Annotated in this window: 14 protein-coding genes; 7 read left to right on the forward strand and 7 right to left on the reverse strand. The window is 73.4% G+C overall.

From position 1 onward, the window contains the following. Positions 1-4 precede the first annotated feature (4 nt). The 3 genes from ACLQ2R_RS06370 (at position 5) to ACLQ2R_RS06380 (ending at position 3,155) form a co-directional block, all read left to right on the forward strand. Complete coding sequence (locus tag ACLQ2R_RS06370; protein WP_425958380.1) at positions 5-1,012, forward strand: aldo/keto reductase; 1,008 nt, start codon at positions 5-7, stop codon at positions 1,010-1,012. A 130-nt stretch (positions 1,013-1,142) separates the two neighbouring features. Continuing rightward, on the forward strand, positions 1,143-2,663 hold the full coding sequence (locus tag ACLQ2R_RS06375) for an aldehyde dehydrogenase (NADP(+)) (RefSeq protein WP_425958381.1): 1,521 nt from the start codon (positions 1,143-1,145) through the stop codon (positions 2,661-2,663). 111 nt (positions 2,664-2,774) lie between these two features. Further along, the gene (locus tag ACLQ2R_RS06380; protein ID WP_425958382.1) at positions 2,775-3,155 is read left to right on the forward strand and encodes a hypothetical protein; all 381 of its coding nucleotides are present in this window, start codon (positions 2,775-2,777) and stop codon (positions 3,153-3,155) included. 156 nt (positions 3,156-3,311) lie between these two features. Here the strand turns inward: ACLQ2R_RS06380 and ACLQ2R_RS06385 are convergent, their stop codons facing one another. The 4 genes from ACLQ2R_RS06385 to ACLQ2R_RS06400 form a co-directional block, all read right to left on the reverse strand. Further along, positions 3,312-3,716 (reverse strand): DUF2730 family protein, encoded by a 405-nt coding sequence (locus ACLQ2R_RS06385; protein ID WP_425958383.1) that lies wholly within the window; start codon positions 3,714-3,716, stop codon positions 3,312-3,314. Positions 3,717-3,946: 230 nt separating this feature from the next. After that, positions 3,947-6,163 carry a thiamine pyrophosphate-dependent enzyme gene (locus tag ACLQ2R_RS06390; protein ID WP_425958384.1) on the reverse strand — a complete coding sequence of 739 codons (2,217 nt, stop codon included), beginning with the start codon at positions 6,161-6,163 and terminating at the stop codon, positions 3,947-3,949. Between the two features lie 438 nt (positions 6,164-6,601). Next, positions 6,602-7,192 carry an HPP family protein gene (locus ACLQ2R_RS06395; RefSeq protein WP_425958385.1) on the reverse strand — a complete coding sequence of 197 codons (591 nt, stop codon included), beginning with the start codon at positions 7,190-7,192 and terminating at the stop codon, positions 6,602-6,604. A 424-nt stretch (positions 7,193-7,616) separates the two neighbouring features. Then, positions 7,617-8,216, reverse strand: a complete 600-nt coding sequence (locus tag ACLQ2R_RS06400) for a TetR/AcrR family transcriptional regulator (RefSeq protein WP_425958664.1) — start codon at positions 8,214-8,216, stop codon at positions 7,617-7,619. 156 nt (positions 8,217-8,372) lie between these two features. Between ACLQ2R_RS06400 and ACLQ2R_RS06405 the strand changes: the two genes are divergently transcribed. From ACLQ2R_RS06405 to ACLQ2R_RS06420, 4 genes are read left to right on the forward strand one after another with little or no spacing between them, the layout of a single operon-like run. After that, a complete protein-coding gene (locus ACLQ2R_RS06405) occupies positions 8,373-9,941 on the forward strand; it encodes a carboxyl transferase domain-containing protein (RefSeq protein ID WP_425958386.1) in 1,569 nt (522 codons plus the stop codon). A 44-nt stretch (positions 9,942-9,985) separates the two neighbouring features. Beyond that, a complete protein-coding gene (locus tag ACLQ2R_RS06410) occupies positions 9,986-12,004 on the forward strand; it encodes a biotin carboxylase N-terminal domain-containing protein (RefSeq protein WP_425958387.1) in 2,019 nt (672 codons plus the stop codon). After that, positions 12,001-12,993, forward strand: coding sequence for a hydroxymethylglutaryl-CoA lyase (locus ACLQ2R_RS06415; protein WP_425958388.1), 993 nt, complete (start codon positions 12,001-12,003; stop codon positions 12,991-12,993). Before ACLQ2R_RS06410 ends, ACLQ2R_RS06415 begins: the two co-directional genes overlap by 4 nt. Positions 12,994-12,995: 2 nt before the next feature. Beyond that, a complete protein-coding gene (locus ACLQ2R_RS06420; protein WP_425958389.1) occupies positions 12,996-14,153 on the forward strand; it encodes an acyl-CoA dehydrogenase family protein in 1,158 nt (385 codons plus the stop codon). Between the two features lie 113 nt (positions 14,154-14,266). On the opposite strand, the gene ACLQ2R_RS06425 is transcribed toward ACLQ2R_RS06420, so the two are convergent. From ACLQ2R_RS06425 to ACLQ2R_RS06435, 3 genes are all read right to left on the reverse strand, one after another. Next, a complete protein-coding gene (locus tag ACLQ2R_RS06425) occupies positions 14,267-16,225 on the reverse strand; it encodes an alpha/beta fold hydrolase (RefSeq protein ID WP_425958390.1) in 1,959 nt (652 codons plus the stop codon). Between the two features lie 189 nt (positions 16,226-16,414). Then, positions 16,415-17,080: a response regulator gene (locus tag ACLQ2R_RS06430; RefSeq protein ID WP_425958391.1), complete on the reverse strand. Its 666-nt coding sequence runs from the start codon at positions 17,078-17,080 to the stop codon at positions 16,415-16,417. 116 nt (positions 17,081-17,196) lie between these two features. Then, on the reverse strand, positions 17,197-18,348 hold the full coding sequence (locus ACLQ2R_RS06435; protein WP_425958392.1) for a sensor histidine kinase: 1,152 nt from the start codon (positions 18,346-18,348) through the stop codon (positions 17,197-17,199). Positions 18,349-18,538: the final 190 nt, after the last annotated feature.

The raw sequence follows: 18,538 nt of genomic DNA on the forward strand, positions 1-18,538 counted from the left end.
TCACGTGACCTCGTCGATCGCCCCGCTGCCCCCGCCGGCCGGCACGACCGGAACCGCCCACCCCCTCGGGCTGGGCACCGCCCCCCTGGGCAACCTGTTCACCGGCGTGCCGGAGGAGGACGCGGCCGCCGCCATCCGGACGGCGTGGGACCTGGGGATCCGCTCGTTCGACACCGCCCCGCTCTACGGCTACGGGGAGTCCGAGCGCAGGCTCGGGCGCGCCCTGCGCGACCGTCCCCGGGACGAGTACGTGATCTCCACGAAGGTGGGCCGCCTGATCCGCGAGGGCGCCCCGCCCTCGCCCGAGCAACTGCACGGCGGTGAGCACTTCTACAAGACCTCCGGGGAGGCCAACCCGGTCTTCGACTACAGCTACGACGGGGTCATGCGATCCCTGGAGGAGAGCCTGGAACGGCTCGGGCTCGACCGCGTCGACCTGCTCTACATCCACGACCCCGACGACCACTACGCCGAGGCGGTGGACGGCGCGTACCGGGCGCTCGACAGCCTGCGCGAGCAGGGGGTCGTCCGCGCGATCGGGGTGGGCATGAACCAGTCCGAGATGCTCGCCGACTTCGCCAGGAACGCACGGTTCGACTACTTCCTGCTCGCCGGCCGGTACACCCTGCTCGACCAGAGCGCGATGGAGGAACTCCTGCCGCTCTGCCTCGAGAACGGCATCGGGATCAACGCCGGAGGTGTCCTCAACAGCGGCATCCTCGCCGACCCCTCACCCGGCGCCACCTTCGACTACGTCCCCGCCTCACCCGGACGCCTCCGGCAGGCGCGCGACATCGCCGAGGTCTGCGCCCGCCACGACGTGCCGCTCATCGCCGCGGCCCTGCAGTTCCCGGCCGCCCACCCGGCGATCGGCAGCGTCCTGGTGGGCGCCCGCACCGAGCGCGAGGTACGCGACAACGACCGGTTCGCCTCCCACCCGATCCCGGCGCAGCTCTGGGAGGACCTGCGAGAGCGAAAGCTCATCGCCCCCGGCGCCCCCACTCCGGGGTGACAGACGTTCACGACGACGACCGGGTCACGGCCGCCCCGGGTGACACACGTCCGCGGCGACCGCCGGGTCACGACCGGCACCGGCGCCCCCACCCCCGGGTGACACACCCGGCAGAACGCGAGGAGAACACGTGAGCGCCGTCCTCAGCATCGATCCGCGCACCGGCGCGAGCCACGGCCCGGTCGCCGACGAGTCCGGCCCCGACCTCGTCGACGAGACCGTCGGCGAGGCGTTCCGGGCCTTCCAGGCACTCCAGGACGCCGGCCGCTCCGGCCGCGCACGCCTGCTCGGCGCCTGGGCCGACGCCCTGGAGGAGCACCGCGAGGAGATCGTCCGGATCGCCGACAGGGAGACGGCCCTCGGTGACGTCCGTCTCGGCGGCGAGCTCACCCGGTCGATCTTCCAGGTGCGGTTCCTGGCCGGGGTCGTGACCGAGGGCGGCTACCTGGAGGCCACGCTCGACCCCCCGGGGGACACCCCGATGGGACCGCGCCCGGACCTGCGCCGCATGCTGGTCCCGCTCGGGCCGGTCGCCGTCTTCGGCGCGAGCAACTTCCCGCTGGCCTTCTCCGTCGTCGGCGGCGACACCGCCTCCGCCGTCGCGGCCGGATGTCCCGTCGTGGTCAAGGTCCACGACTCCCATCCCGCGACCTCCGTGCTGTGCGCCGGCATCCTGCGCCGATCGGCGCGCCAGGCGGAACTGCCCGACGCGGTCATCTCCCTCGTGTTCGGCCGTCAGGCGGGCGTCGACCTGGTGAGGCACCCGCTCGTCACGGCGGTGAGCTTCACCGGCTCCCTGACCGGAGGCCGTGCGCTGCTGCAGGCGATCAACGAGCGGCCGGACCCCGTCCCGTTCTTCGGGGAGCTCAGCGGCATCAACCCGCTGGTGATCACCCCGGCCGCGGCCGGGGCGCGCGGCCCGGCGATCGCCGAGGGGCTGACCGCGTCCTTCACCGCCTCCGGCGGGCAGTTCTGCACGAAACCCGGCCTGGCCTTCGTCCCCGCAGGCGAGGCGGGTGACCGGCTCGTCGAGATCGTCGCGACGTCGCTGTCGGCCGCCTCCCCGTACGTGCTGCTCAACGAGAACATCGCCGCCTCCTACCGGCGGGGGATCGACGAGCTGACCTCCGACGACGCCGTCGGCACGGTCGCGACCGGCACGGGATCCGGAGGGGACGGGTTCGGCGTCCGCGCCCGGGTGCTCACGATCGACGCCGCCGACCTGAGGCCGCGCGACGTCGAGGAGTGCTTCGGCCCCGTCGTCCTGCTGGTCAGATACCGGGACGGCGACGACCTGCCCTCCCTGATCGGAGAGCTTCCCGCCTCCCTGACCGGGACGATCCACGCCGAGGAGGCCGACCGCGACCTCGTGGTCCGGCTGGAGGCGGCCCTGCGCATGAAGTCGGGCCGGGTGCTGTTCGACGGATACCCGACGGGAGTGGCGGTGTCCTGGGCCCAGCACCACGGCGGCCCCTGGCCGTCGACCAACTCCCAGCACACCTCGGTCGGCGCCACCGCCGTCCGGCGGTTCCTGCGGCCGGTGGCCTGGCAGAACGCGCCCGAGTTCGTCCTGCCGGCCGAGCTGCGCGACGGGTTCGACGAGATCCCGCGCCGCGTCGACGGCGAGCTCCGGACGCCGTCGACACCGTGACCGGAAGGGTCCACCGGGCCGGTGTGCGGGACGTCCCGGTGCGACTTCGGTCGTAGGCGTACCCACCTAAGACGGTGGCCGGGAACCGGCGGGCCGGGGCAGGATCGGCGCATGACCTGGCGTCCCGTGATCGCACTGCTCCTGCTGGCGCCGTACCTGGGGGAGGTGCTGTCGACCGCCACCTCCCCGCTCGACCTGCTGCTGCCGTGGAAACTCGCGATGTTCGCGGCGCTCTACGGCAGCGGGACCCTGCTGTGCCGGGAGCTGGCGTACCGGTGGGGACTCGGCCCGCCCGGCTGGACCACGACGGGGCCGCTGGGACATGACGGACTCTGGGTGGTCACGGGGATCATCGGTTTCTTCATCGGGCTCGACGCGCTGGTCGGGCTCGGCGGCCGCTACGACCTCAGCGTCGGCGCCCTGCTCCTGGCCGTGGCTCTGATCTGGCTGCACCGCCGCGTCAGGGCGACCGTCGCCGCCTCCCCGCGTTGACGAACATCGCGCCGTCCCCCACAGGCGAACCTTTCAGGGACGCGCGGTCCGAAGGCGGTCAGGCGGGAGTCGCCCGGCATCTGACACGCACCGGCCGCCGAGATGCCCCGGTCCGACGCCCCGGGTCCCGCGATCAGCGGGACCCGTACGCGCCGGTCAGCTGAGCTTGACCAGGATCAGGTCCAGCTTGCCCTCCATGGAGTCCATGCGCCCCTCCATGGCGCCCATCCGAACATCCAGGCCGTCGACCTTGGTCTCCAGGCCGTCCACCTTGGCTTCCAGGCTGTCCACCTTGGTCTCCAGGCCGTCCACCTTGGCTTCCAGGCCGTCGACCTTGGTCTCCAGGCCGTCCACCTTGACGGACAGCGCGGAGAGGTCCTCCTTGGTGGCCATCCTGTTCATGATCTCTTCGAACATCGGCGCGGTGTACATCATGACCTCCTCACGGATGATCGTGGGAAGATCGCTCAGGGTCTCCTTGATGTCGGCCAGGTCGGAACCCGTCCGGAAAGCCCAGGCCTCCAGGTCAGCCACGCGCTGACCGGTGTTTTTGATCGCCACGTCGGGCATGTTACCTCCTGATCAGGGGGATATGGAGGGAGGACCGTCGCCGGATCAGGGCCATGCTCCGTAACGACGCGTTATGCATTGAACACGTTCCGCGAACAGGTCGAGGCGGTTTTCCGAGATCCCGTCCGAAACGCCGAAGCGGCTCCGGCGGCACCGCGCGCGGATCGGCCGGGAGCGGCTCGCGAACAACCGGGCGGATCGGCCGGACGGCTTCGAGCGGATCAGCCGAGCAGCTTGCGGGCGGCCGCCTCGATCTCGTCCTCCGACAGCAGCACGTGCCCGGCGGCCTCCCCCAGCGGGACGAAGCTGTCGCAGGAGGTCACCCGGGCGATCCTGCCGGTGAACCCCGCGTCGAGCAGCTCGGCGACGATGCCCTCCGAGACGCCCCCGGTGCGGCGGGTCTCGTCGGCGATCAGCACCCTGCCCGTCAGGTCGGCGGCCCGCATCAGATCCTCCACCGGCAGGGGGGAGAGCCAGCGCAGGTCCAGGACCCGGCAGCCGTACCCCTCGGCGGTGAGCCTGACCGCGGCGCGCAGGCTCATCCGCAGGCCGTTGCCGAAGGTGACGATGGTCAGGTCGCGGCCGTCGCCGTAGCTGCGGGCGCGGCCGATCGGGACGTGGGTCTCCGCCCAGCGGGCCGGGGGGACGTAGGGGGAGAGCCAGCCGCCGTCGCCGTCCTCGAACATGTCGCGGGTGTTGTACAGGGCGATGGGTTCCAGGAAGACGCAGACGCTGCCGTCGACGCGGGCGGCGGCCAGGCAGCCGCGCAGCATCGAGGCGGCGTCGTCGGGACGGGCCGGGGACGCCACCACCAGGCCGGGGATGTCGCGCAGCGCGGCCACGGAGTTGTCGTTGTGGAAGTGGCCGCCGAAGCCCTTCTGGTAGGCGTACGAGGCCACTCGCACCACCATCGGGTTGCGGAAGGCACCCCGGGAGAAGAACGACAGGGTCGCGGCCTCGCCGCGGATCTGGTCCAGGGCGTTGTGCAGGTAGGCCAGGTACTGGATCTCGGGCACCGGCAGCAGGCCGGACAGGCCCGAGCCGAGCGCCAGGCCGAGCACCGCCTGCTCGTCGAGGTGGGTGTCGAAGACCCGGCCGAGCCCGAAGCGCTTCTGCAGGCCGCGAGTGACGCCGTAGACGCCGCCCTTGCGCGCCACGTCCTCCCCGAAGACCAGCGTGTCGGGGTGGGAGGCCAGCGCGTCGACGAGGGTGCGGTTGACCGCCTGGGAGAAGGTCAGCGGCCCCTCCTGCTCGGGGAGCCTGCCGCCGAACGCCCTCTGCCTGACCTCCGGCGCCGCGGCCGTCGCGCTCGCCGCGGCGACGGCCGCGGGGGTGCGCGGGGCCAGCGGTTCGACGATGTCGGCGGCGGAGGTCAGGCGGGGGCGCCGCGAGCTCTCCATGGCCATCTTGAACAGGTGCTCGCGTGTCGTCTCGTAGTGGAGCAGCAGCTCGTCGGGGGTGGTCAGTCCCGCCTCGACGAGCAGCCGGGCGGTGGCGACGAGCGGGTCGCGCGCCAGGTCGGCGTCGATCTCCCGCTTGTTCCGGTACGACAGCTCCACGTCGGAACCGGCGTGACCCATCAGCCGGACGGTGCCGACGCGCAGCAGGGCGGGGGAGCGGGTCCGGCGCACGTGGTCCGCGGCGGCCGTCGCGACGTCGTGGACGTCGGCCAGGTCGCAGCCGTCGGCGTCGAAGTACTCGATCATCGGGTGGCGGGCGGCCTGGATCCAGCCGTCCGGGGTGCGCACGCTCACCCCCAGGCCGTTGTCCTCGCAGACGAACAGGATCGGCAGCGCCAGCTTCTGGTACGCGCCGTAGGCGGCGGTGTTGACGCCGGTCAGCGCGCTGGCGTGGTTCATCGAGGCGTCGCCGAGGCTGCACACCGTGATCGCGTCGGCGGGCCAGCGCCCGGGCAGGCCGAGCTGGCGGGAGCGTTCGACGGCGAAGGCCACGCCCACCGCGCGCGGCAGGTGGCTGGCGATCGTGGAGGTCTGCGGGATCACCGCCAGGTCGGGATGGCCGAAGACCTTGTGCCGCCCGCCCGCCATCGGCTCCTCGGCCGAGGCGGTCAGGCCGAGCAGCACGTCGCGTATCCCCTCCTCGGGCAGCCGCCCGGCCATGGCCGAGCGTGCGAGGTAGAAGGCGCCGGAGCGGTAGTGCAGCAGGGCGGGGTCGGTGGCGCGCAGCGCGCCGGCGACCGCGGCGTTGCCCTCGTGCCCGGCCGAGCCGATGGTGTAGAAACCCTGACCCTGCTCGCGCAGCCAGCGGGCGGTGACGTCCAGCAGCCTGCTGGCGAGCTGGAACTCGAACAGCTCCAGGCAGCGGGCCCCGGTCAGGGTCGTGCCCTCCCGTACGGGCAGGCCGGGATCGCGCGGTGCCCCGGGGCGCAGGGCGGTCACGGCCTCGGTGAAACGGGTCTCAACAGTGTCGCGCGCCACAACCCGATTATGTCCTCATCGGGAGACGCCGTCCCGAACCTTCACATCTTTGATGCCCCGATGTCGGCCGCCCGATTCTCCACGACAGACATTTATGACAATCTGTCACATTTAATGATCTCTTACCGAAAATGCGATTATTTCCGTTTATGTCGTGATGTCGTCGGCGCCGTGTCCGGCCGGATGCCCGAGCCCGTCCCGCCCGCCAGGTGACGCGGTGTCACGGTCGGCAGGCACCCGTACCGGGGGACGGCGCCTCCCCGGTACAGGCGGTTTCGTTCCGGCCGTCGTCACCTTTTCCGGGAGAGCGGCGCGGAAGACGCCTTTGTCGTCGTACGCCATAAAAGGAGAAACCTCGAACGGGGTTCTCCTCCCCGGTGTGAGGGCCGGGAAAATGCGGGGGCGGGTGACCGTGAGGAGAGCCGTGATGTCGCTTCGTCACCACCAGTAGGCGGGATAGCGCGGTGTCACCCCGCTGCGCCCGACGAGGATGCCGACGATCACCAGGACGACGGTCGCGGCGACGAGGATCGCCAGGAACGGCAGCATGGGCGGGTGCTGGGCGACCACGATCGTCGCGGTGGCGGCGGCGGGGGAGTGCGGCGTACGCGTCAGGGCCGTGACCCCGAGGGCCAGGCCGCCCGCGACGGCCGCGGCCCAGGTGGAGGAACCCGCGAGGGCCAGTACGGCGAATCCGGTGAGCGCCGCCAGGAACTGGCCGCCGATCACGCTCCGCGGCTGCGCCAGCGGCAGGGCCGGTGCGCCGAAGACCAGGGCGGCGCTGGCCACGAGCGGGGGCATCAGCCAGACCTGGCCGAGCACGGCGCCGAACGCGACCAGGGTGACCAGGGAGACCGTGGCGCCCGCGGTGAGGACGACGATCGCCGCCGACCTCGGCCGGTCGGGCGCGCGGCCCCTGAGGACGCGCCGGACATACGTCACGGTGCTCTCACCGGCCGTCCCGGGCTCCGGGTCCGGTGGGGAGAACGACGGCGAGAGCGGCGGGACGGCCACGGGCACCGAGGTCACCGAGGCCGCCGGAGTCGCCGAGGCCCATGGCGCGGGCCGCGCACCCTCCCGGATCTCTTCCCGGGAGGGTGCGTACGGCGGGAACGGTGTCGTCCACCCGCGCGTCCGCCCGGACGGGAAGAAGGTGCGAACCCCCATGAAGAATCTCCTGCGATCTCGGTGCCGGACGCCAAAAGTCGCAGAACGAACTTGCGTCTCACTTGGGGACCAAGGAAAACCCCTGGTAGCGCGGCGGAGACCGACCGCCACGGCGCCGGGGAGCCGGGAACCACGGAGCCGGGAAACCAGGGGCCTGGGAACCAGGGAACCAGGGAACCGAGAGCCGGGGACCGGGGGCCGGAGCCGCGTCAGGGAGTCGGGGCCGCGCCAGGGGCGTGCCAGGAACGCGCGGCTCTTCGGGCGTCCCTCGCGGAGTTAACGATTCCTAACCCTCGGGGGCGGCCAGCGCCGCGCGGGCCATGCCGCGCAGCAGGCCCGCCATCGCCGCGGGCGGCAGCTCGCCGGCGCTGTGCGGGGTGGAGTTGAGCAGCCCGAAGACGGCGTGCGTGGCGGCGCGCAGCCCGGCCTGGGAGCGGCCGGGGTAGAGCTCGCTCAGCACGGTGACCCACTCCTCGACGTAGAGCCGCTGGAGCCTGCGGATCCGCCGGCGCGCGGGCTCGGGGACGTTGCCCAGCTCCCTGTCGTGCACCGTGATCAGCGCCGGATGGTTCAGCGCGAACTCGATCTGGCACCCGAGCAGGGAGTCCAGCGCCTCCTCGGCGTCGGCGGCCTCGGTCACCCGGCGCGATCCCGAGGTGTGCAGGCGCTCGCTGACGTCGAGCAGCATCTCCGCGAGCAGCGCGTCCTTGCCGCTGAAATGCCGGTAGAGGGCGGGGCCCGAGGTGCCGACGGCGGCGCCGATGTCCTCGATCGAGACGCCGTGGAAGCCGCGCGCCGCGAACAGCGCGGCCGCGGCGTCGAGGATCTCCGTGCGCCGCGAGCCGCGGACGCGGGTGGGGGTCCGATCGGTCGTCACCTCTCGTATGGTAGACGGTAACGTTAATGATGACTAACATCGGCCGTGAAGGCGCCGGTCGCCGGCCCCGAAGCGGACGATGACGGCGATGACGGCGATCACGGTGGCCACAGCGATGACACGACGGCGACACAGCGGCGACGGAGCCGGACGAGGGAGGCTCGGATGAGTGGCTGGCCGGTGCTGAGAAGCACCTGCGACCCGGGTGGCGAGGGCTTCAAGCGCAACACCGAGGTCAACGAGCGGCTCGTCGCCGAGCTCGCCGAACGCCTCGCCGTCGCGGCGCTCGGCGGCTCCGAGAAGGCGCGCGCCCGGCACGTCTCCCGGGGCAAGCTGCTGCCCCGCGACCGCGTCGACTCCCTGCTCGACCCCGGCTCGCGCTTCCTGGAGCTCTCCCAGCTCGCCGCGGGCGGCATGTACGGGGACCAGGCCCCCGCCGCCGGGATCATCACCGGGGTGGGCCGCGTCTCGGGCCGCGAGTGTGTGGTGGTCGCCAACGACGCCACCGTCAAGGGCGGCACCTACTACCCGATGACCGTCAAGAAGCACCTGCGGGCCCAGGAGGTCGCCCTCCACAACAACCTGCCGTGCGTCTACCTCGTCGACTCCGGCGGCGCGTTCCTGCCCCGCCAGGACGAGGTCTTCCCCGACCGGGAGCACTTCGGGCGGATCTTCTACAACCAGGCGACCATGTCGGCGCGCGGCATCCCGCAGATCGCCGCGGTCCTCGGCTCCTGCACCGCGGGCGGCGCGTACGTCCCGGCGATGAGCGACGAGGCGGTGATCGTCCGCAACCAGGGCACGATCTTCCTGGGCGGGCCGCCGCTGGTGAAGGCCGCCACCGGCGAGGAGGTCACCGCCGAGGAGCTGGGCGGCGGCGACCTGCACGCCCGGGTCAGCGGCGTCACCGACCACCTCGCCGACGACGACCGCCACGCGCTGCGGATCGTCCGCGACATCGTCTCCACCCTCGGGCCGCGCACGCCCGCCCCGTGGGAGCGCGCCGCGCCCGAGGAGCCGGCGCACGACCCCCGCGACCTGTACGGCATCGTCCCCGCCGACACCCGCACCCCCTACGACGTCCGCGAGGTCATCGCCCGCGTCGTCGACGGCAGCCGGTTCGGCGAGTTCAAGGCCGAGTACGGCAGCACGCTCGTCACCGGCTTCGCCCGCGTCCACGGCCACCCCGTCGGGATCGTCGCCAACAACGGCATCCTGTTCGCCGAGTCCGCCATGAAGGGCGCGCACTTCATCGAGCTGTGCGACCGGCGGTCCGTCCCGCTGCTGTTCCTGCAGAACATCAGCGGCTTCATGGTCGGCAAGGCGTACGAGGCGGGCGGCATCGCCAAGCACGGCGCGAAGATGGTCACGGCCGTCGCCTGCGCGCGGGTGCCCAAGTTCACCGTGGTCGTCGGCGGCTCGTTCGGCGCCGGCAACTACGCGATGGCCGGGCGCGCCTACTCGCCCCGCTTCATGTGGATGTGGCCGAACGCGCGCATCTCGGTGATGGGCGGCGAGCAGGCCGCCAACGTCCTGTCCACCGTGGGCGACGCCGACCCCGACGCCATCCGCGCGCAGTACGAGGAGCAGGGCAACCCCTACTACTCCACCGCCAGGCTCTGGGACGACGGGGTCATCGACCCCCTCGACACCCGCACCGTCCTGGGCCTGGCCCTGTCCGCCTCGGCCAACGCCCCCCTCGAACCCGTCGGCTACGGCGTCTTCCGGATGTGACCGCGACCATGACCCATCCCTCGGAGCCTTCGGAGTCTCGCCGGATGTTCGACACCGTGCTCGTCGCCAACCGCGGCGAGATCGCCCTGCGGATCACCCGCACCCTCAGGAGGCTGGGCATCCGCTCGGTCGCCGTGCACAGCGACGCCGACGCCTCGGCGCCGCACGTCCGCGAGGCCGACGTCGCGGTACGCCTGCCCGGCGGCTACCTGGACGTCGACGCCATCCTCGCCGCCGCGGCGGCCACCGGCGCCCAGGCCGTCCACCCCGGGTACGGCTTCCTCGCCGAGAACGCCGGCTTCGCGCGGCGCTGCGCCGGGGCCGGGCTGGTCTTCGTCGGCCCGCCCCCGGAGGCGGTGGAGGCGATGGGCGACAAGATCCGGGCCAAGGCGACCGTCTCCGCCGCGGGCGTCCCGGTCGTCCCCGGCGGCGCCGAGCCCGACGACGACCTGGCCGAGGCCGCGGCCCGCGTCGGGTTCCCCGCCCTGATCAAGCCCTCGGCGGGCGGCGGCGGCAAGGGCATGGTGCTGGTCCGCTCCGCCGGGGAGCTGCCCGACGCGCTGGCCTCGGCCCGCCGTACGGCCGCGGCCGCGTTCGGCGACTCCACCCTGCTGATCGAGCGGTTCGTGGAGAACCCCCGGCACATCGAGATCCAGGTGATGGCCGACGCGCACGGCGGCGTCGTCCACCTGGGCGAGCGCGAGTGCAGCCTCCAGCGCCGCCACCAGAAGATCATCGAGGAGGCGCCCTCCCCGCTGCTGGACGCCGCGACCAGGGCCGCCATGGGCGCCGCCGCGGTCGAGGCCGCCAGGTCGGTCGGCTACACCGGCGCGGGGACGGTCGAGTTCATCGTCCAGGGCTCCACCGGCGACTACTACTTCATGGAGATGAACACCCGGCTGCAGGTCGAGCACCCGGTCACCGAGCTGGTGACCGGGCTGGACCTGGTCGAGCTCCAGCTCAGGGTCGCCGCGGGCGAGCGGTTGCCGATCACCCAGGACCGGGTCCAGCTCACCGGCCACGCCGTCGAGGCCCGCGTCTACGCCGAGGACCCCTCCCGGGGCTTCCTGCCCACCGGGGGCCGGGTGCTGGCGCTGCGCGAGCCGCGCGGCGTGCGCGTCGACTCCGGGCTGGTGACCGGCGGCGTGGTCGGCAGCGACTACGACCCGATGCTGTCGAAGGTCATCGCCTGGGGCACGGACCGGGCGAGCGCCCTGCGCAGGCTGGACGGGGCGCTCGCGGCCACGGCGGTGCTCGGGGTGCCCACCAACATCGCGTTCCTGAGGGCGCTGATCGGCCACCCCGCGGTGCTCGCCGGGGACCTGGACACCGGCCTCGTCGAGCGCCACCTGGACGAGCTGATCCCCGCCCAGGGCGTCCCCGCCGACGTCCTGGCCTCCGCCGCGCTCCTGCTGCACCGCGAGCACGTCCCCGCGGCGCCGGCCGACCCGTGGGATGTCCCCGACGGCTGGCGGCTGGGCGAGGCGGCGTGGACCGTCTACCGGCTGGAGAGCCGCGACGGCGTCCACGAGCTCCGCGTCCGCGGCCTGCCCGGCACCGGGGCCGAGATCCGGCTGCCCGGTGACGAGCCGTCCGCCTCCGGCGCCGGGGCGGGGACCCCGGGAGCCGGTGGCGACCAGGCCGGGCCGGTGACCGTACGGGCGCGCCTGGCCGAGGCCGGGGAGGACGTGATCGTCACCGTCGGCGGGACCGCCAGGCGCTACGCCGCCGCCCTGGACGGCGACACCGTCTGGCTCGCCCGCGACGGCGACGCCTGGGCCCTGACCCGCCGCCACCTGGGCGACCCCGCCGACCGGGCGGGCGCGGGCGGCGCCGGGGACGGGCAGGTCCGCAGCCCCATGCCGGGCACCGTCCTGGTGGTGAAGGCCGCGCCGGGGGACCGGGTCGCCCAGGGACAGCCACTGCTCATCGTGGAGGCGATGAAGATGGAGCACACCGTGACCGCGCCGATCGACGGCGTCGTGGAGGAGCTGCGGGTCCGCGCGGGCCAGGCGGTCGCCATGGACGCCGTGCTGGCCGTCGTACGCGGGGAGGAGCCGTGACGCGCGAACCGTACCCGGTCCGGGCTGAAGGGCTGCCCGAACGGGTCACGATCCACGAGGTCGGGCCGCGCGACGGGCTGCAGAACGAGTCCGCGATCGTCCCCGTCGAGGTCAAGGCCGAGTTCGTCGCCCGGCTCGCCGCCGCCGGGCACCGCGTGATCGAGGCCACCAGCTTCGTGCACCCGAAATGGGTGCCCCAGCTCGCCGACGCGTCGGAGCTGCTGGAGAGCATGGAACGGGTGCCGGGCGTGCGCTACCCGGTGCTCGTGCCCAACGAGCGCGGCCTCGACCGGGCCCTCGAACACGGCGTCGAGGAGATCGCGGTCTTCGCCAGCGCCACCGAGACGTTCGCGTCCAGGAACCTCAACCGGACGCTGGAGTCGCAGTTCGAGATGTTCGAGCCGGTCGTCGCGCGGGCGCTGGCGCACGGCCTGAGGGTCCGCGCGTACGTGTCGATGTGCTTCGGCGACCCGTGGGAGGGGCCCACCCCGATCGGCCAGGTCGTCTCCGTCGGGCGCAGGCTGCTCGACCTGGGCTGCTTCGAGCTCTCGCTCGGCGACACCGTCGGCGTCGGCACCCCTGGCCACGTCGCCGCGCTGATCGAGGCGTTCGGCGGCCCCTCGCGGCTCGCGGTGCACTTCCACGACACCTACGGCCAGGCGCTGGCCAACACCCTCGCCGCCCTGCGCGAGGGCGTGACCGTGGTCGACGCCTCCACCGGAGGCATCGGCGGCTGCCCGTACGCCGAGAGCGCCACCGGCAACCTCGCCACCGAGGACCTGGTCTGGATGCTGCACGGTCTCGGCATCGAGACCGGGCTCGACCTCGCGTCGCTGGTGGAGACCAGCACCTGGCTGGCCGCGAGGCTCGGCCGCCCCAGCCCCTCACGGGTCGTCCAGGCCCTGGGCGGCACCCCGCCCGCAGGGCCCGGCCGGGCCACCACCCCGGCCCCCGGTCAGGGCACGACCGCGGACAACGTCAAGGAGTGACCATGCCGAAGCTGACCGAAGAGTACGAGGACCTGCGCAAGACCGTCGAGGCGTTCGCCCGCGACGTGGTGGCCCCGGTGATCGGGGACCTCTACGAGCGCGAGGAGTTCCCCTACGACATCGTGCGGCAGATGGGTGCGATGGGCCTGTTCGGGCTGCCGCTGCCCGAGGAGCACGGCGGCATGGGCGGCGACTACTTCGCGCTCTGCCTGGTCCTGGAGGAGCTGGCCAGGGTCGACTCCAGCGTGGCGATCACCGTGGAGGCGGCCGTGTCGCTGGGCGCGATGCCGATCCACCGGTTCGGCACGCCCGAGCAGCGCGCCGAGTGGCTGCCGAAGCTGGCCACCGGCGAGATGCTGGGCGCGTTCGGCCTCACCGAGCCGGGCGGCGGCTCCGACGTCCCCGGCGGCATGCGCACCACCGCCGTGCTGGACGGCGACGAGTGGGTCATCAACGGGTCGAAGGCGTTCATCACCAACTCCGGCACCGACATCACCGGCGTCATCGGCGTGGCCGCGATCACCGGCGAGCGGGCCGGGGGCAAGAAGGAGATCTCCACGATCCTGGTGCCGTCCGGCACGCCCGGCCTCACCGTCTCGAAGAAGTACTCCAAGGTGGGCTGGAACTGCTCCGACACCCGCGAGCTCTCCTTCACCGACTGCCGCGTCCCGGCGGGCAACCTGCTCGGCGAGCGCGGCCGCGGCTACGCGCAGTTCCTGCAGACCCTCGACGAGGGCCGCGTCGCCATCGCCGCCCTGTCCGTCGGCCTGGCCCAGGGCTGCGTGGACGAGTCGCTGCGCTACGTCCGCGAGCGCCAGGCGTTCGGCCACCCCATCGGCCACTACCAGGCCATCCAGTTCAAGATCGCCGACATGGAGGTCCGCACCCACACGGCCCGCCTGGCCTACCACCACGCGGCCGAGAGGATGCTCGCGGGCGAGCCGTTCAAGAAGGAGGCCGCCATCGCCAAGCTGGTCGCCGGCGACGCCGCCATGGACAACGCCCGCGACGCCACCCAGATCTTCGGCGGGTACGGGTTCATGAACGAGTACCCGGTCGGCCGCTTCTACCGGGACGCCAAGATCCTGGAGATCGGCGAGGGCACCAGCGAGGTCCAGCGCATGCTGATCGCCCGCCAGCTCGGCCTCGGAGACCTCTGAGCCGTACGAGGGCGGCGCGTTCGGAACGACGGCCGGTGACCGGTGACACGGTGGGTTCGGGACGGTGAGTCCGGGGGCCGGCAGGCCGGGGGCGCGAGGGCGGGGCCGGGGCGTCAGTGCACGGGGACCGTCGCGGTGAAGGGGCGGCCCGTGACGGTGCCGGAGACGGCGATGTCGTCCCGGGCGCGGAACGCCTCCCACCTCAGCTCCACGGCGTGCGACCCGCCGGCTCCGGTGACGGTCAGCCGGGCCGTGGCGTCCCCGCCGTTCAGGCGGGCCTCGCCGTCCACGGAGAGGTCGTCGGCGAACCGGACGTCCCGGAGCGTGATCGCGACCGCTCCGCCGGTCCCGTCGCCGAACGTCAGCAGGCCGCCGCGCAGGCCCGCCTCGGTGGCCTCCTGCCAGTACGGGGACCTGAGGGGATCGCGCCTGGCCGCCGCGTCGGCGACGGTGGCGAGAGTGGCCGCGACGACCTTCCGCTCCTCGCCGGTCAGGCCGGTGCCGCGGGCCCGCGGCACCCGCCCCGCGGTCCGCGGGAAGGAACCCAGGGCGCGGTAGGTCGCCTCGTCGCATCGGGGCGCGCCGCCGGAGGCGTACGGGTCGGCGATGAAGGCGCGCATCGCGCCGCGGGCGCACGCGTTCGCCGGCGTGCTCACGGTGGGGCCGTGGCCGCCGGCACGGACCCGGGAGAAGACGGAGACCGGGAAGCGGCGGGTCACCGCGGCCGCCTCCGCAGGCGTGGTCGTGTCGAAGTCACCGCCCAGGGCCAGGACCGGCACCCGCGGGTACACCGCGCCCGGCGGCACGGGCGGGCTGCTGCGGGGGGTCGGCCAGCCGACGCAGATGTCCTGCATGCCGAGGATCGGCCGCTGCGAGGAGGACGCGCCGAGATCGGCGACGGTGAACGGGCTGAACGGGCGCTCGGCGTCGTAGTGGCGCTCCAGCTGGCGCCGCCGCTCGTCCGGCGCGGCCCCGCGCTCGAACGGGAAGGCGCTGTCGGCGCAGGTGTAGGAGATCAGGCCCGCCAGCTCCGCGCCGCGCAGCGGCGCCCTCGGGGCCGCGTCGATCACCCGCGCCAGCCGGCGCAGCGGCAGCGGGTCGCCGTCCAGGTACGCGGCGACGGCCGCGTTCAGCTCGCGGCCGACCATCGGCAGGTAGAGGTTGTTCGTCAGGTGCCCGAGTGACGGGAGCCGCACCCCCGGATCGGGGTGTTCGCGCAGGTGCCGTACCAGCCTCGCGAGGGCGTCGGCGGGGGTGCCCGGCAGTCGCCGGCAGGCGCGCGAGGGGGCGCAGGCCACGTCGAGCAGGTGGGCGCCGCTGCGGATCGGCCTGGTCACGTAACCGTCCGGGCCCGTGGGGACGATGCTGTCGAGTATCACCGCCGACAGGCGGTCCGGGTGGCGGGCGGCGTACGCCTGGGCGAACAGGGTGCCGTAGGAGACGCCGTAGAACGTCACCTTCGGCACCCCCAGCGCCGCGCGGACGGCGTCCATGTCGGCGACGGCCTGGTCGGCGGTGAAGAACCGGACGCGCGGGCCCAGGTGCGCGGCGCAGGCGCCGACGCTCTCCTGGCGCTCCAGGTCGAGTCCCGGGCAGAGCAGGGGGCTGGACCTCCCCAGCCCGCGCGGCTCGACCACCAGGAGGTCGTGCCGGTCGAGCACCGGCCCGAGCGCCTCGGTCAGGGACGGCACCGCGGGAAGCGCCGGCGCGGGCCCGCCGGGATTGGCCAGCACGGTTCCGGCCGCGGGGCGGGAGGCGTCCTTCCTGGGGAGCCAGGCGAACGCCACGGTGATCCGCTCCGACGCCGGATCGCTCCAGTCGAGGGGTACCCGTATCTCCCCGTCGCAGCGGGCCTTCGCGGAGGCGCACGGATGCCGGGAGCCGTTCGTGCCCCTTGATGTCTCCCCGCTCGCCTCCCGGCCTTCGGCGGGCACGGCGGCGGAGGGCGTGTCATGGTCTCGGGCGGCGGCGTTCGGGGCGGTGAGGAGCGAGACGAGGAGCGTCCCGCAGGCTCCTGTCGTGACGAGCGCTGCCGCGGCCCGGCGTGTGATGGATCGCTGGTCCCTGTTCATGTCTCCAGGTTCGCCCGCGATCGGGCCCCTTCCCTCGTCGCGGGGAACGATTTCCCGCCTGGGAGCGGGGCGCCGGTCGCTCTCCCGTCTGGGAGCACGGTCCCAGGCCGGACCGGCGCCGGGAGGGCCCGGCGAGGCTCGTGAGAGGTGTACGGAGAAGGAGGCGGGCGGGGGCGGGGCGGGGGCGGGTCAGCCGGTGGCGCCCGGGGTGACGAACCCGGCCTCGTAGGCGATGACCACGGCCTGGGCGCGGTCGCGGACGCCGAGCTTGGCGAACAGGCCGGTCACATGGTTCTTCACGGTGGAGGCCGCCACGCCGAGCGCTTCGGCGATCTCGGGGTTGGACCGCCCGTGCGCGATGAGGACCAGCACCTCCCGCTCACGGCCGGTCAGGCCGGCGAGCTCGGGCGGCATCGTCGCGGGCCGGGGTCGTGCGGACCGGACGAAGGTGCCGATCAGGCGGGTCAGCAACCGCGGGGCGACGACCGAGTCGCCGCGTTGCACCACCCGGACCCCCTCTATCAGTTCTTCGGGGGAGACGTCCTTGGGCAGGAAGCCCGAGGCTCCGGCCCGCAGGGCCTCGACGACGTACTCGTCCAGGTCGAAGGTGCTCAGCGCGAGCACGCGCACGCCGGGCAGTTCGGCGGTGATCCGTCCGGTGGCGGTGACGCCATCGGTCTCCGGCATGTGCAGGTCCATCAGCACCACATCGGGGAGCAGGTCGCGGGCGAGGACGAGGGCCTCGTCGCCGTCGCCCGCCTCGCCCACCACGGAGAGGTCGTCCTGGGCGTTCAAGATCATCCGGAAGCCGGAGCGCACCACCGCGTGGTCGTCGACGACCAGCACCCTGATCATGTTCTTCTCCCTCCTGTCCGGCCGGTTCCCGGCGCCCGGACGCCTTCCGGCCGGACACCGGCCGGCGGAATCCGCCGGACCACCCCACCCGCCGCCGTCGCCGCCGGACCGGGCCGTCAGGTCGTGTCGGAGAGCGTGAGGGGCAACCGGGCGTGGATCCGGAATCCCCCCTCAGGCAGAGGTCCCGTCTCCAGCCGCCCACCGCAGAGTGCCACACGCTCGGCCATCCCGCCCAGCCCGAACCCACCCCCCGCCTGGCCCTCGTGTCTCCGGCCACCGGAGGGTGTGCCGGGCCCGTCGTCGACCACCTCCACCTCGACGGCCGAGGGATCGTAGACGACCCTGACCCTCACCGGCGCGTTCCCGGCGTGCTTGCGCGCGTTGGTCAGCGACTCCTGGACGATCCGGTAGACCGCGTGGTCGACCACGGCGGGCAGACGGCAGGGCTCGCCGGTCACCTCCAGGGACACCGGCTGCTCCGCCTCGCGTGCCCGGACGACCAGCGCGGGCAGGGCGGCCGCCCCGCGGGCGGGGAGGGCGGCCGGCTCAGGGGAGGTCTCCGCGCCGGCCGGATCGTTCGCCTGGTCGGCACGGAGTACGCGCAGGAGCTGGCGCATCTCCGCCAGGGCCTCGCGTCCGGCGCGCTCGGCGCCGAGCAGGGAGGTCTCGGCCGCGGCGGGGTCGTCGGCCATGGTCATGCGCGCCGCTCCCAGCAGGATGTGCATCGTGCTGATGTTGTGGGCGACCACGTCGTGCAGCTCCCGGGAGATGTGACGGCGTTCCGCCCGTACGATCTCCTCGGCACGTTCGGCCTCCTCGGCGAGGACGGTCTCCCGGCGCAGCCGCACGAGCCTGCCCGCCCCGACGAGCAGCGGCGGGACGACCAGTCCCACGGAACCGGAATCCCGGCGATCGGCCGCCGTGACGAGCTGGACGCCCGTCGCCACCGCCGGATAGAACAGCGCCGCGGCCACGGCCGCGATCCAGGCGCGCCGGGCCTCGCCGTGCCTGCCCGCCGCGTACAGGGCCAGCATCACCTGCAGGCCGTACCCCTTCCAGCCCGTCGACACGACGATCACGCTGTCGCAGATCGCGGTGACGGCCACGACGACACCCGGCCGGCTCCGCCGCCACAGCAGGGCCGCGGACGAGACGGTGAAGAACGTGAACAGCAGGACGGAGAAGCCCTGCGAGGAGAGCCTGCCCTGCAGGACGGTCAGGGCGACGTACAGCAGCCAGACACCCAGTGCGAGGACGACGTCCGCCACCCGCGAACGGTTCGTCGGCCACCCGTCTCCGAGCATCCGGGACCTCACGGCCGTCCCGAGGCGCGCGCCCGCCGTCGTGAACGCGGTGCGCGCCCTGCCGGGGACGAGGGAGGTCCTCGCGAAACCCCTCACCGTCGTGCCCCTTCGCGGTGCCGTCCGATCCCGGGGGCGCCGGCACGGCCCGAGGGGT

Origin of the sequence: Streptosporangium sp. DT93, from assembly GCF_049844535.1 — a bacterium.
In the GTDB taxonomy this organism is placed as follows: domain Bacteria; phylum Actinomycetota; class Actinomycetes; order Streptosporangiales; family Streptosporangiaceae; genus Streptosporangium.